Here is a 14,686-nt window from a genome sequence, read left to right as displayed (position 1 = left end):
ACGAAAGTTTCGCCTTTTTTATTGATTAAGATTTGAGATTATTTTCTTTTAAGGACACTTTTTATGCATATTGTCTATGTTAGTGATGGCAAAGCAGGGCATCGCTCACAAGCAGTCGGCTTATATAAAGCGATGCAAAGGCAAAGTGCAGAGGAAGTCACCTTTGAGGAAGTATCAATAGATAAATTGCCAGTTTTTAGCTTATTGTCAGCAATTTTTAACAAGAACATTGCAGCGCTAAAGCAACGACCAAATTATATTTTTGGCGTAGGCAGTCATACTCAATTGCGTGTTTTACTGTTAGGGGAAGTATATCCTCAAGCAAAAACGATTATCTTAATGAAACCTAATTTTCCTGTTGCCTGGTTTGATTATGCGATTATTCCTGAACATGACGGTGTGGCAGCATCAGAGCGGGTCATTGTGACTAAAGGTGCGCTAAATCCAATTGTGAATGAACAGAGACATCAGCAGAATAGATTTTTAATTGCGTTAGGTGGATCGTCCAAACGACATCAGTGGAATGAAGCAAAAGTTTTAGATTCAATTCAGCAAATAGTCGATCTTCACCCTCAAGCTGACATTATTCTGACCACTTCACGACGTACACCGAAAGAATTTTTAGAGCATTTGAATGAAAAAGCATTTGTATCAAGGCTAAAAATATTTCCGGTTGAAAAGACACCGCAAGGCTGGATTTTTGAAGAAATGCAAAAGGCAGAAGCAGTTTGGGTCACGGAAGATAGTGTTTCAATGATTTTTGAGGCACTAACAGCGGGATGTAAGGTTGGGGTGATGGAAGTTGACCGGTTGAAGGAAGATCGGATTACAAATTCAATTGATTTAATTTTAAAGCAGCAGTTAGTTTTTACTGAATTTGATTTAAAAAAATTAACAGAAGCAATGACCTTTACTGAGGCAGAAAAAGTGGCAAATAGACTTTTAAGTAAATAGATTTTATTGATTATTTTCTGTAATATTTGTACCCAAGAGGGGAGGTCTGTTTTTAACAGTTGTTTAATATCTGTTTTACGGGCATTAAATATATAAAATAAATTTGGTAATACAGATGTTTAAAAGATTGTTGCAAATATATGCGCTTCCAGTACTTTTGTCACTCGGTTATACATTAGGACTCGGTTTTTGGGATTATTTACTTGAAGTAAAAGACTTTCCAATTTTTATTATAATTTTTATTTTAAATATCTATTTTTTTATCTTTATTAAGCAATGTAGATTTATTGCACTTAAAAGTATTTTGATTTTTTGTTGTCTGCTTTTGGTGGCCTATATTGCATCGGCAACTGGTTTCTTACAAGGTCATATGTCTTTAGGTATAATGGCTTCGGTTTTGCAAACCAATCAAAATGAAGCACTAGAATTTTTATCAGTAATCCATTTGAAATATTGGATATATGGATTTTGTTTATTACTTCTGTCATTGTATTATTTTTTTGTTCAACCTTTATATTATTCAATTCGACTTAGAAAATTACCTGCATTTTTTTTATTAGGTCTTAATGTTTTTAATATTTTTAGTGTGCAAACCATTGCAGCAACGATTAAATATCAAAAAGAAGAAAAAAAATTAAATGCTGAAAATAGCCCCAATGCGGATTGGAAAATTTCATCCATTCAACCTAAATATGACAATCAAATAGTGATTATTGGTGAGAGTGTTGAACGAGATTTTTTATCGTTTTATGGTTATGATAAAAAAACTACGCCATTTTTAGATCAAGCACCTGTGACACGAGTAAAACAATATATTTCTACAGCACCGAATACAGCTACAAGTTTGATTCGAACACTTGCTTATATGAATCCTCAAAGAGATATAGATGTTGGGTTAAATGTAGTCACACTGGCGAAACAAGCGAAATACAATACGATTTGGATTTCAAACCAGGGTTTTTTAGGAAAAAATGATACAACTGTATCTAAAATAGCGATTCATGCGGATCATACATTTTTCATGAAAACCGGAAACTATATGTCAAATAATATTGATGATGACAAATTGCTAGATATTGTTGAAAAGCAATTAGAAAAATATAAAAATCGGAACAATGTCATCTTTATTCACATGATGGGTTCACATCCAGACGCTTGTGAGCGCTTGTTTAAACAACCACGCTTGTATCCAGACCAATCTGAAGCCATTAACTGTTATTTATCGAGCATAAATAAACTGGATCATTTTATTGAGCAGACTTACAACATATTATCAAAATCAAAACGTAGCTTTCATTTGAGTTATTTTTCTGATCATGGGATGACTGTAACATCTGATGGTTATAATGTGGATAATAAATTTAAGCACAATTATGATGTTCCTTTCTTTATGCTCAGCAGTGATGAGAAAAAGCGTGTTGATGTAGATAAAACAATTAGTGCTTATGATTTTATGAATATTTATGCTGGTTTTCTAGGGGTTAAAACACCTTACTTAGATGCAAATCGGGATTTAGAGCATATTCCAAATAACGACCATGTACTGGTATTTGATTGGGATAACTATGTGAGTTATCAATCTTTGCAATGATTACTGATTTAGTACAAAGTAAAATTTTTAGTTATGTTTTGATCAATTTTTGAATCTATTGTTAGATTAAGAAATGGCATCACATACAGCAAAAAACAGGGACATTTGAGCTTTTATATGAAAATTCTACATATCGCGAACTTTGGATTTAATAAGCAAGGCGCACATTTTTACTGCACAGATCGTAAAATTTCTGCAGGTCTCATTGAAAATGGTCACTTTGTTTATGATTTTAGTTTTCGTGATATGGCGCGAATGGGGACTGTATTTAAAACTAAAAAATTGGGTGCAAGTTGGGCCAATAAAGAAATTTTAAAAATTGTCGACAATATTGAGCCAGATCTGGTCTTGATTGGTCATAGTGATTTGATGAGTCCTGATGTACTCAAAGAAATCAAGCAACGCTATCCACAAACTAAAATTGCATTTTGGTATGTTGATCCATTGTATTTAGAACATAAGCTGGGGTTTGTACGTGAATTTTCACCTTATTTGGATGCAATTTTCTGTACCACAGGCGGTGAATATCTTGAAAAACTTAAGCAACCGCATTTGAAAGTGGCTTATATGCCTAATGTGGGACATCGTAATGTTGAACAATTAAAACAGTTTGAATCAACAAATATTGATAAAGAATTTATTTTTTGTGGTGTGGTGTATAAAGAACCTGAACGTGAAAAATTCTTAAAAGATTTAGCCGATACTTTAAAAAACGACCATGTTCAATATCAATATTATGGCTGTTTTGAACAACCGGGTGTTTATGGTAAAGGTTATTACAAAGTTCTTTCGCAATCGCGTATGGGCTTAAACTATTCACGTAAAAATGATGTGACTTTATATAGTTCGGACCGAATTGTGCAACTCACAGGAAATGGATTACTGACGTTTAGTCCACGTATTCCGGGCTTTGATAAACTCTATACGGAACAAGAAGTCGTTTATTTTAATGATCAGTTTGATTTAGCTGAAAAAATTCAATTCTATGCTACACATCCAGAAGAGGCGAAGCGTATTGCTGAAGCGGGTTGGAACAAAACACGTGCAAGTTTTAATGCTAAACGTATTACCCAATTCATGGTTGAGGTGACTTTTGATCAGCCTTTGTCTGAAGCCTATGAATGGGCACATGAGGTCTATGCATGATGTGGTTGCTTTATATTGTTGTTGGCATAATTGCTCTAGCTGCGGTGTTATATCTATTGGGTAATTATACTTTTTGGTTGCCTTTTCGTGGCGCAAAGTTGCCGAGAATTGTGATGTTGCATCAAGTTACACCGCATGAAGATGCCTCGGGGATGAATATGCCCCCACAAAAGTTTGAACAGTTACTGCAATATTTAGTTAAAAAAGGCAGTATTTTTTGTTTTGTTTCCGAACTGGATCAGTATCAGGGGCAAAAAAATGTTGTAGCGTTATCTTTTGATGATGGATTTTTAGATAACTATCAATATGCTTATCCGCTACTTAAAAAATACCATGCCAAAGCCACCATTTTTCTTGCGACGCAAATTGAAGGGATTGAAAAATTAAATCCTGAACAGATTCATGAAATGTCTGATTCTGGCGTGATTGAGTTTGGGGCACATACGCAACATCATGTAAATTTACTTAAATTAAGCGATGAAGATGCCTTTCAAGAAATGCAAAATTCTAAACGAGATGTTGAAGTACTCGTGGGGCGCTGCCCGAGTTTTGCTTATCCTTTTGGGCGTTTTAATGAAAAACATCAGCAAATGGCAAAAGAAATTGGCTTCAAAAATGCAGTATCCACCCGTAAGAAAGTTGAAGCTTATACAGAATTAAATCAATTTAATATTCCCCGGGTCAGTACACATGGGGCTATGAATGCCTTACAAATGCGTATTGCCTTAGCCAAAGGACGTTATAAATTATGAGTATTCCATGTAGTGTTTATATCGTCACTTTGAACTGTGGTGCATGGTTGGAAGATACTTTAAACAGTGTTGCTGATTTTGCAGAAGTGATTATTTTAGATTCGGGTAGTACCGACAATACTTATGAAATTGTGAAAAGTTTTTCAAATACACGAATTTCTCATCAAGATTGGCTTGGTTATGCAGCACAAAAAAGTCTTGCTTTAGCACAGTGTCAGTCGGATTGGGTACTTAATTTAGATGGCGACGAAGTACTATCGCATGAGCTTAAACAAGAGATTACGAAGACTATTCAAGCCAATCAAATTGATGCCTTAATTACTCCAATTAATGATGTTTTTTTAGGGGTGCCAAATAGCAAACATACGAAAAAACATGCCAAAGTACGCTTTTTTCGTAAAAGCAAAGGACACTATGACCTTGAAAACAAAGTTCACGAAAATGTGATTATTGACGGTGAAAGTGTGCGTGCCGAAGGTGATATTTATCACTATGGTGAATCAAGTATTTTTGTCAAAGTCGAAAAAAACAACCAGTATTCCAATTTGAAAGCTGCCGAGAAATTTCAAAAAGGTAAAAAGCCAAGTTTGTTGAAATTGAGTTTGGTCATGCCTGTCACTTTTTTGAAATCATATTTCATTCGCCGTAGTTGTTTGAATGGTTGGCGTGGTTTTGTGAACAGTATGATTAATGCGTTTTATGCTTTTTTAAAAGAAGCAAAGCTGTTTGAACAGTATCAAAATGTCTCCAAAAATAAACAGGACAAGACATGAAGATAGTTCAGGTTTTGGCGACTAGTGGCGGTGTCGGTGGTCTAGAACAGCACACATTTAACTTGGTTAATGAAATGTCATTCCAGCATGAGGTGCATATGATTGCACATCCATGTTATGCGGAAAAGTTTAATGAACATGTGCAATTTCATGCTGTTGATTTTTCTAGAAGTCGTTGGAATATCATGTTGCTTCGCCAATTGGCAAAGCTGATTAAAACCATTCAACCCCAGATTGTACATGCCCAAGCGGGGAAGGCTTCTGAGCTGATTGCAAGGATTCATCCATTTTTAGCAGATGTTAAAATTGTGACGACTGTACATGGAACTAAAAAAAACAAGTCTGCCTATTTAGTCGGGGATGCTGTGATTGCAGTTAGCAAAGCACTGACACAAGGCATTCCAGAAGCAAAAGCACATATTGTTTATAATGGTGTGTATCCGCAACCGGCACTGTCTATAGCTGCAAAGCAGAGTTTAAAGCACAGTATTGAGGCACAATTTCCAAGTTTGGATTCAACAAAAAAAATAGTCATGTGTATTGGGCGTTTGGAGCCAGTTAAGAATATTGCTTTACTGATCCAAGCGATGCAGGGCATTGATGCAAATTTATGGATTGTAGGTGAGGGCTCATTGCGACAATCACTTGAAGCACAAGTCAAACAACAAAATATGCAAGATCAAGTGACATTTTTAGGCTTTAGAAGTGATGCCCGTGATTTAGTGCAATTGGCAGATGTTGTTGTATTATCATCTGACCGTGAGGGCTTTCCATTGGTTATGGTTGAAGCCTTGCAGGCAGATAAAGTCATGGCATCAACCAAAGTCAATGGCGTGATTGAGTGGCTGCCTGATGAATATCTTGCAGATATTGGCGATGTACAGGGATTACAGCAAGCAATTAAAAATGCTTTAGAAAGTGCAGCAAGTGCTGATTTTGAAAAGTTATTTACGCGCGCTAAAAATGAGTTGACCGTAGATGCTATGGCGCAGCAAACGCTCAAGATTTATGAGCATTTGCTGAAGGCTTAACTCATTGTTTAGCAGATAAACGAATTGCATCCAGTACCACAAAGTTATTTTCGGCATTAATGGTGTGGCAGCCATCATCCTCGTTCTTCCAGTCTGGTAAAATCACCTCTAAAAGCTGCTCTTGATAAACTGTCGGGCTAAGTTGAATAATTTCTTTTAGCTCAATATTGCCGCCATAGCGTTTGAGTGAATCCTGGCTTGGTCGAACCAGTTTAGCATTGTAAATAAAAGGCTTGCCTGCCATACGGAACTGTTGATGTCCTTGACACACTGGATTTTGCGGATGTTCTTGCCAATTTGGATTGAGAATATCTTCAGTAAAGAACAAATCTAAACGGTCACCAAACTTTTTACAGTTCCTGCGTGTCGAAGTAAACAGGTACCACATGCCTTCATGGTAAAAAGGCGTTGTATCGACGGCTTCAATGCCTTCTAAAATATTGGAATGCTTTTCCCATTTTAAAGGGAACTCGGTACATTTCCATAGTTCAATGGTTTTGTTGGCACTGGTTTCAGGAATCATATACCAGTCATTTTCGACATTAAACACGCATGGGTAAGACAGGTGATAATCCAGTTTTAAAATGGTCTGTGGTTTTGTATAGCGTCCATCTTTGAAAATTTCCAATACTGATAGAAAACCTACAGGATGTACATCATCAACTTCTTCAAAGAAAATAAAATGACGATCATTTTCTTGTACATAAAAACAGTCTGCAAAGGTGAATTGTCTAGGGGAATGGATTTCGAATAAATCATGTAATTGTTCTGGGCTTTTTAATGGGTGATCGAGCCAGCCAAAGCGCATGTACCAATGAGAATTAAATTTCTTGGCATGTTGATTCTGTTGGAATTTATACCATTTTTTTAATAAGAAGCGCATCATCCGGTCTGAATATAATAAATATAAATTAATTGGTATATAAGAAATCTAAGCTTGTTGTGGTTATTAGCACAAGCTTAGAATGAAATTATTTATGAAAATTTTCTAACAATGTAGATTAGTAACCATCGTATACTAGAAAGATATGATTTTTTAGACCAAAGTTTTTTAGCATATTTTTTTGCCTCTTTTGAATTTCTGGGAGCATTTAAAGGAATATTTTTCCATGGAGAGTCTAAGTAATATTCAATATATTTTTCATTATTTGATGCGGCTATACTCCATGGTTTTGGTGTGCTAACGAAATGAATGAAAATAGGATCAACTTCCTTATTTTTTGTAAAAAAATTAAATTTTTCATTTAGGAAGTATACTTTATTTTGTAAAATTATATTCAAAACATCTTGATCTGGATATTCATATATTCTTTCTGAAATCAGTTTTGTGAATTTTTCAACTACATTAAATTCTATCCATGCTTTAGTATTTATTAGTAGTACACCTGAATTAAAATATTTGTTATTAGAATTTAATCCTAGATTTTTTATGTCTTCAGATTTCATAAATTTATCTTCTACTGCTGCTAAAATATAATTATTCATATTTATAGATAATATTTCATCAATACTCGCAGTGCACAGAATGTCTGCATCAAGATATAAAAATTTTTCTACTTTGTTTTTTAGAATTTCGGCAATAGATAGTCGATAATAAATTGCTGTTGTAAAATGCCCTGTTGTTTGTAGGTGATCAAAATAATTTGTATTTATTTTATAAATATGGATCCTAATATTTTTATTATTTTTTATAAACTCTTCAAAACCCATTGATTCAAAATAAGAAGTAAAGATATAAAAATCAATTTTTGTGTGAGGGTTATTTTTTATGATTGAGTGAATGCAAATTCCACACGGTTTTAGATAGTTTTTATCAATAGCAAAAACTATATTTATATCGGGAGTAAAATTAGTAACTTGATTTGATAGTTCAAATGCTTCATTTACTAGGTTTTTGGAATAACTCATAGCGTAAATCTCTATATGTTGACGATATGATAAGAGTATTTTTTAGAGCAATAAGACTTATCAATATGGGGAGGCTATTCTATCTTGAATTTATTTTAACACATTTGTTTTCTATTGAAATAAACGTTAGTAAGGACAATACTAGAATAAAATAAAGGCTAGTAGAAATTTCTGTAATAAAATAATAATCGGTTAGACCACATATCATTACTGTAAAAATTGTATAAAGACCTGCTAATGATAAAAAATGTTGAATTTCTGAATTATTATACATAATTTTTTTGAAGAATAAAATGGCAGGAAAAATAAATGAAAATAGTAGAGCTAAAAAACCTATTAGACCATGGCTTGCGAGTTCTTGGAAATAAATGTTGTGCATATGTGTTAGGCATTCACCTGCTAAAATACCTTGATGGCTTAAATCACAAAGTTCCTTAGCTACATTAAAACTACCAATTCCTGTAATCGGTGAATCTTTAAAATTATTAATAGCTAAATGCCACATTTCTAGTCTTGAGCCTATACTTGTTGCTTGTGATGAATTGTTAAAGATCAAAATTAAATCATTATATGCTTGTGATATTCTATCAATAACTTCTCCTTTCTTAATGTAAGTGTAAGTGATGGCTATTAAAGATATTCCAAAAAATAAACTGAGATAAAATTTGCACTCTTTTCGATATGTCCATAATGTATAAAAAAATATAAAAGGTATAGCAATCCATGTTCCACGAGTTCCATGCGATATATTAATAAATATAGCGAACATGGATATAAAAAATAGAAAAGTTCCATAATATTTTTTATTGATTTTATATAGGTGAAAACTATATATGAATGTTAGAGTGCTTATTATTATTGAAATATTGTCATAATTTATGATGGAATTTATTTTATCTATTAATTCCATTCTTTCTAAATTTAAATAAAGCATAAGATACATGTTGAATATAATATAAGAAAGGGTGGAAAAGCCGAGGATATTAAAAAAAGTGGAATATTTATATTTTATATTGAATAGGATGAATGGAAGTAAGATAAATACTATCGAATAAATGTAATTTATATTATACATATAAAATATTTGATGATTTGTTAATTCTGAAATGGATTCTTTTTCTGGGATTTTGTTTATAAAATACTGAGTGAAAATTATGATGGTTGGTGTGGTAAATACAAAAAAACTATATTTTGGAATGTGTGGTTTATAACCATTTTTTTTGCAAAAAATAAAAGTTATAAAGCTTAATGCTAATAGTGCAATAAAAAAAGATAAGCCTTCTATGGTGGATTTTGCAAAAGTTGCACGATAAAAAAAAACAAAAAAAATGATATTTAATAAGATGGAAATAGTATCTTTTTTCTTGAAAATTTCAGAAGAAAACATTTTTCATGAGCCTTAATTGATAGATTGTCTTGCTGTATAAAAAATTGAAATTTTTATACATTTTATAATAATTTTTAATGGATAGTCTATAGGAAATATGTATGTTAAATTTTTAAACCTAAACTTGTTTATTAGACCTCTTGTATAAATCAAAAAATGATCAATAAGTTGAGCATTTTTTATTCCCACAGAAAAAGTATGTTCTATTATCATTGGTACATGAAATATTCAAAAATTAAAACATTATCAAGCAGTCAATTCAAACGACTCGTTGGAATACAATCTTCAACCTTTTTAGAAATGCTCGAAGTATTAAAAATAAGCCAAGCGAATACCCAGCGAGGCAGACCTTCTAGCCTTTTACTTGAAGATCAACTATTAATGACTCTAAGTTATTGGTGTGAATATCGAACACTTTTTCATGTCGCTATGAGCTATGGACTCCATGAGTTTAGTGCATCTAGAATTATCCGAAAGATAGATAACCCTAGTTACGGATAAGCTAAATTTCTAACGACATGAATTTTTGGCTTATTCTTCTGACAGAGTTGATAGGCACATAGAGAAGAAAATATGCCTGCTAGGAAACCGGAAATAGCCCGATGTTTACTGCTTACTAAATGGTATTTTTCTTTCAATAAGCCAATTAAAGTTTCAATTCTTTTCCGCTGTCTCAAGTGGTATTCATCAGAAAAAAGCAATAGACTTACTCGCATATTCTTTCTAGGATAAGTAATTAAATCGATATCTTGCTCTAATAATTTGGTTTTTATCGATTTTCCAATATAACCTCTATCTCCATAAACAGTTGCCAATAAGCCATCAACTAATTCTTCGATTTTTCTAATGTCTGCAATGTGTCCAGCGGATAAAACTGTATTCACAATTTGTCCTTCACTATTCATGAGAAGGTGTAATTTGCAACCATAAAACCAGTCTATAGAACTTTTGCCACGAGAAGCAATATCATCCAAAGCATGGTGACCTCTAGGAATTCTTTTGTTTTTACAAACAGGTAAAGGTGTTGAATCAATCCATAGATATTGACATGCTTGTCCTTTGCTTAAAGCTCGGTGCAGTGCATGAATCGCAAGCTGATGTTGGTTAATCAGGCTGAGCATATTTTTATAGCAAGGCAAAGACTTAAATAATTTACTTTCAAATTGATAAAGCAATTGAAAAAATGTTTTAAAGTTATTTACTTGCGAGGTTTTATAACAAATTGCAATCGTCACAATTTCAGAGAGGGATAAGGTTGCTAATCGAATTCGTTTACGCTTATTTTCCTGCTTGAGAAATTGCCAATAGATCGGTTCAAATTTCTTAAAAAAATCATCAATGGCACAGAAGATTTCTGTAAAATCAGACATGGTGGTTAGAGTCTTTGGTTTGTGTAGTAACTTTCTAAATGGCTCTAACCATCTTTTTTTCAAGCGGTTTTCTTATCCGTAATTCGGGTTAGATAATATTTTAATAAAATCTGATAAGTTTCATTTGCCTAAGAAATTACCTCATGGTGAAGGTCTGGATTGGGATGTTGTTATTGTTGATACCACTGAGATAGTAGGGTCTGTTGACATTTACTGTTCATAATTAAAACTATAAAGGTAGCCATAAAAATATACAGGCTAAAGTAACAGAACTTTGATAATTTCTTTTGAGCTTGTCATATCGAGTAGCTATTTCTCTAAATTGCTTTAATCTACAAAATATATTTTCAACTCAATGCCTGATTTTATATAAATGCCAGTCCATATGATCATTGTTCGATTGGCTATTTATTTTCTTTGGTATATTCGCTTTTGTCCCTGTTTTTCTGATCTGTTCACGCAGTGGTTCTGAATCATAGCCTTTATCTGCGCATACCAGTGGGTAGTAGGATCAAACCAAATCGAGATGTTTCCTCGGTTAACCAAAGCTTGGTTGTAAGAGGAGCAATTGGTTGTAGGATAGATTTTAGGTGCAGGCTTATTCATTTGAGAATTATATTGCTGGCCCTTAAGCGTAGGTTTGTGCAACAAAGCTAAATTTAGGTTTAAGCATTTGAATATATTTAAATTATTATTTTATTGGGGGTGGTGGTTGATTTGCGTATAATTTTAATATTGAATACAATATTTCGCTTATGATTTCTTCTCGTACTGGGATTGGTGAGCAAATTTTGTTAGAATTATTAAAGTTTAAAAATAATCCGAAAGCTTTGTCTGATAAAATAACGGAATGTTATAATGAATATACTGATTTTTTTTGCTGCATTTAATGAGATTAAAGCGACAAAAGACCGCTTTAGTACTGAAAAATGACTAAGAGTTATTTTGATGCATATCAAACCCTGATTAAAAGCTAAAGATGCGATTGGATTGATATCATAAAATTTTAATACTTAAAATATTTTCGATTTTAAGTAAGAAGCGTGCTTGATACCTTTTTAGTAATTAAAAGTAAAATAGTGAAAAATATTTTATTTTTTATAATCCGATTAGCCAAAATTTGTTAAGGAGTGAAAAGTTGAAAATTGTCCATATTCTATATTTTACTGAATTTGCGGGTACAGAAAAGGTTTGCGTAGATTTGTGTAATACTATGAGCCAAAATAATGAAGTATTTCTATTGGCTAATATTTACGATTTTCAAGGTAACAAAATTACTAATTATATTGAAAATACTGTGAATTTTATTGATATTGAAACTAATAAAAAACGTCATAATATTTTCTATTTATATAAAATTGCCAAAATCCTTAAAAATATAAACCCTGATGTTATTCATTGTCATAATACAAAAATGCTAGAGATAATGAAATATTGTCAGATATTTCTACCAAAGAAAATACCATTAGTTTTTACTAAACATAATTGGTTCATTAAAAAGCGCATGAAATATGCTGATTTATGTGTTGGAATTTCTCCAGAAACACTCAAACTTTGTAATGCAAAAAATAATATTCTTATTGAAAATGGGATTAAGTTTCAACAACCTAAAAATATTTTACCCAATAATATTTTTAATATAGTTGGGGTGGGCAGACTTGAGGAACATAAAAACTGGCAACTGGCCATTACTGCTTTAAGTCAGGTAAATTTTGATTATCGTTTATATATCCTTGGTCAAGGCATTTATGAACAACCACTTAAAGACTTAATTGAAAAATTAAATGTAGCAGATAAAGTTAAATTAGTGGGTTTTGTCGATAATCCGTGGGATTATATTTGCAGTTCAGATTTACAAATATTACCTTCAAGACTTGAGGGCTTTTCACTAGCTCTAATTGAAGGAATTTATTATGGCAAAATGGTGTTCGCCCTAGATACAGCTAATCATCGTGAAGTACTGGGTGATGATTTTATTATTGAAGATGATGCAGAAAAATTAGCGATAAAATTAGATCAAGTTTATCTTAATTATGAAGAATTTAATGAAAAATTTGCAAGAATTAAAGCCGAATCAGCTCGATTTGATATAAACCAAGTAGCAAAAAAATATGTTGATGCTTATCAAAGCTTATTGCATAAAGCGAATGTAGTTTAATTTTTTAAGATTTTATAGGTAAATAGAAACGTTAATTTTCAATGATATTTTAACTGTTGGATTTGATGTACATTGATTAAGTTTTTTAATATTGAGCATCTGCAGTAATGTATGCTTATATCAAGAAAAGATTTATATCATCTCATTTTAAGCCATAATTCTAAGGGGTATTTGATTTTTATGAAAAATATTTTTGATAATAAAGCCTAGATTTAAAAGCTCTTCTCCTAATGGGAGGAGGGCACTAGGATAAAGAGATTTTTAAAAGGATTTATCTTTAAAAGGGATTATTAAAACAACCTTATGAAAAATGTCAGGGTTTAGACTAATGCATAAGTTTAAGAAAATAATTATTCTCTATCCGAATTACCCTTCAGCACCATATAAATCAGCCCGACAAAAATCACAAAAGCCCCCCCAATGCTACTTACGCAGAAATATAAAATACGCTCGTTGGTATCAAGTGCAAAAAGGTTATTCGCCAAAATGTAACGCATGAACATGAAAAGCCATTGCGTGATAGAAAACACAATGATCATGATGCCACGATTACGAGCAGTAGGACATATAGCTATGCAAAGATTTACTGTACTAAAGCACTCAAAAATTATGCCATCTCGATCATTTCATTTTTGATACTAATGATAAATATTTTTTTGCCCTTCAATTTTACGAAAACGCTTATAAGACCAAACATATTGATCCGGTGCCACATTAATCATGCTTTCGAGATTTTGATTCAAGCTATCAACTGAAGTTTGTAAATCTTTCGATAAAATATCCTCTGATAAACGTACGCAATGGACATCAAATCCTGATGTTTCATCACGAATACAACTGAGTCCAATGACATTACATTGGGTTTTACTGGCCAGTTTTGAAACCAGAGTAGTGGATAAGGTCGTTTGCCCAAAAAACTCTGAATAAATGCCTCCCGATGCTTTAGGAAGATGATCCGGTAAGATGACCGTCAATCCCCCTTGCTTGAGGTGTTTAAAGATCGCACGTACGCCATTTTCATCGGTAGGGACAAGGGTGGCATTCAATCGCTGGCGTGCTTCTAACATAAAGCGATCCACCGATTTATGTTTATTGGGCTTGTACATGATCATGGGTGCGGTATGCAGATTCAGCCATGCATTTAAAAGTTCCCAACAGCCAAAATGGGCAATCACCACAATTACGCCCTTTTTATTGGCTAAGGCTTCTGTAAGGTTCTGTTCTCCATGAATATTTTTGATCAAGTCAACATTATATTTTTGAGGCATTCCCCAGATTTTAATGGACTCTATATAGGTTAGACACTGACTTTTTAGTGTTGCCTTGAGTAAAGCTTGATGTTGTTCAATATTTAATTCTGGATATGCAAGTCTTAAATTAATGCTGCTCACTCGTTTCATGGATGAATTATAGCTATTAAGTAATATGGCAATCCAAGATGCAATCAATTGCAAGATACAGAGCGGAAATAAAGAGACAACTTTGAATAAAAAATACATAACAACGCACAACTCTTTATCGCCAAGATCATTATAAAAAGAAAATTTTGGAAAGAGTTTTATTGCATCAAAGATGCTGCGCCATTTCTAAACCACAGAAAATGAGGTCAAAAGTCT

At 32.7% G+C, this 14,686-nt stretch carries 14 protein-coding genes and 2 pseudogenes; 8 read left to right on the top strand and 8 right to left on the bottom strand.

Annotation, left to right across the window (positions count from 1 at the left end; translation table 11 throughout):
* Window positions 1–63 precede the first annotated feature (63 nt).
* From E0409_RS05455 to E0409_RS05430, 6 genes are all read left to right on the top strand, one after another.
* Window positions 64–954, top strand: coding sequence for an ELM1/GtrOC1 family putative glycosyltransferase (locus E0409_RS05455; RefSeq protein ID WP_131288626.1), 891 nt, complete (start codon window positions 64–66; stop codon window positions 952–954).
* A gap of 115 nt (window positions 955–1,069) precedes the next feature.
* A complete protein-coding gene (locus E0409_RS05450; RefSeq protein WP_131288624.1) occupies window positions 1,070–2,545 on the top strand; it encodes a phosphoethanolamine transferase in 1,476 nt (491 codons plus the stop codon).
* A gap of 117 nt (window positions 2,546–2,662) precedes the next feature.
* Window positions 2,663–3,691 (top strand): glycosyltransferase family protein, encoded by a 1,029-nt coding sequence (locus E0409_RS05445; protein WP_131288622.1) that lies wholly within the window; start codon window positions 2,663–2,665, stop codon window positions 3,689–3,691.
* The gene (locus E0409_RS05440) at window positions 3,688–4,443 is read left to right on the top strand and encodes a polysaccharide deacetylase family protein (protein WP_165541298.1); all 756 of its coding nucleotides are present in this window, start codon (window positions 3,688–3,690) and stop codon (window positions 4,441–4,443) included. Before E0409_RS05445 ends, E0409_RS05440 begins: the two co-directional genes overlap by 4 nt.
* On the top strand, window positions 4,437–5,216 hold the full coding sequence (locus tag E0409_RS05435; protein ID WP_131288621.1) for a glycosyltransferase family 2 protein: 780 nt from the start codon (window positions 4,437–4,439) through the stop codon (window positions 5,214–5,216). Before E0409_RS05440 ends, E0409_RS05435 begins: the two co-directional genes overlap by 7 nt.
* Window positions 5,213–6,247: a glycosyltransferase gene (locus tag E0409_RS05430; RefSeq protein ID WP_131288619.1), complete on the top strand. Its 1,035-nt coding sequence runs from the start codon at window positions 5,213–5,215 to the stop codon at window positions 6,245–6,247. Before E0409_RS05435 ends, E0409_RS05430 begins: the two co-directional genes overlap by 4 nt.
* A gap of 1 nt (window position 6,248) precedes the next feature.
* On the opposite strand, the gene E0409_RS05425 is transcribed toward E0409_RS05430, so the two are convergent.
* The 3 genes from E0409_RS05425 to E0409_RS05415 all read right to left on the bottom strand — a co-directional run bounded on the left by E0409_RS05425 (window position 6,249) and on the right by E0409_RS05415 (window position 9,542).
* Window positions 6,249–7,133, bottom strand: coding sequence for a glucosamine inositolphosphorylceramide transferase family protein (locus E0409_RS05425; RefSeq protein WP_131288617.1), 885 nt, complete (start codon window positions 7,131–7,133; stop codon window positions 6,249–6,251).
* A gap of 89 nt (window positions 7,134–7,222) precedes the next feature.
* Window positions 7,223–8,155, bottom strand: a complete 933-nt coding sequence (locus tag E0409_RS05420; RefSeq protein WP_131288615.1) for a glycosyltransferase family 8 protein — start codon at window positions 8,153–8,155, stop codon at window positions 7,223–7,225.
* A gap of 79 nt (window positions 8,156–8,234) precedes the next feature.
* Window positions 8,235–9,542, bottom strand: coding sequence for an O-antigen ligase family protein (locus E0409_RS05415; RefSeq protein ID WP_131288613.1), 1,308 nt, complete (start codon window positions 9,540–9,542; stop codon window positions 8,235–8,237).
* Window positions 9,543–9,698: 156 nt separating this feature from the next.
* Here E0409_RS05415 and E0409_RS16950 point away from each other — a divergent pair, with 156 nt between their 5' ends.
* Entirely contained in the window at window positions 9,699–10,043 is a 345-nt protein-coding gene (locus tag E0409_RS16950) for a helix-turn-helix domain-containing protein (protein WP_131288611.1), read from the top strand.
* Here E0409_RS16950 and E0409_RS05405 read toward each other — a convergent pair.
* The 3 genes and pseudogenes from E0409_RS05405 to E0409_RS05395 form a co-directional block, all read right to left on the bottom strand.
* Complete coding sequence (locus E0409_RS05405; RefSeq protein ID WP_131288609.1) at window positions 10,034–10,912, bottom strand: IS982 family transposase; 879 nt, start codon at window positions 10,910–10,912, stop codon at window positions 10,034–10,036. The genes E0409_RS16950 and E0409_RS05405 overlap by 10 nt on opposite strands.
* 229 nt (window positions 10,913–11,141) lie before the next feature.
* Window positions 11,142–11,411, bottom strand: a pseudogene (locus E0409_RS05400) (transposase); the annotation flags it as partial.
* Window positions 11,393–11,518 (bottom strand): annotated as a pseudogene (locus E0409_RS05395) (IS5/IS1182 family transposase); the annotation flags it as partial. The pseudogenes E0409_RS05395 and E0409_RS05400, both read right to left, overlap by 19 nt.
* A 532-nt stretch (window positions 11,519–12,050) precedes the next feature.
* Between E0409_RS05395 and E0409_RS05390 the strand changes: the two are divergent.
* On the top strand, window positions 12,051–13,070 hold the full coding sequence (locus E0409_RS05390; protein WP_131288607.1) for a glycosyltransferase: 1,020 nt from the start codon (window positions 12,051–12,053) through the stop codon (window positions 13,068–13,070).
* A 350-nt stretch (window positions 13,071–13,420) separates the two neighbouring features.
* Here the strand turns inward: E0409_RS05390 and E0409_RS16680 are convergent, their stop codons facing one another.
* Window positions 13,421–13,609 (bottom strand): hypothetical protein, encoded by a 189-nt coding sequence (locus E0409_RS16680; RefSeq protein WP_502699793.1) that lies wholly within the window; start codon window positions 13,607–13,609, stop codon window positions 13,421–13,423.
* Between the two features lie 99 nt (window positions 13,610–13,708).
* Complete coding sequence (locus E0409_RS05380) at window positions 13,709–14,569, bottom strand: lysophospholipid acyltransferase family protein (protein ID WP_131288605.1); 861 nt, start codon at window positions 14,567–14,569, stop codon at window positions 13,709–13,711.
* Between the last annotated feature and the right edge of the window lie 117 nt (window positions 14,570–14,686).

It is taken from the genome of Acinetobacter sp. ANC 4862 (genome assembly GCF_004336635.1).
Taxonomy (GTDB): Bacteria; Pseudomonadota; Gammaproteobacteria; order Pseudomonadales; family Moraxellaceae; genus Acinetobacter.
Note: the sequence above shows the minus strand (reverse complement) of the source record. Positions and strands in the feature narration are given on the sequence as shown.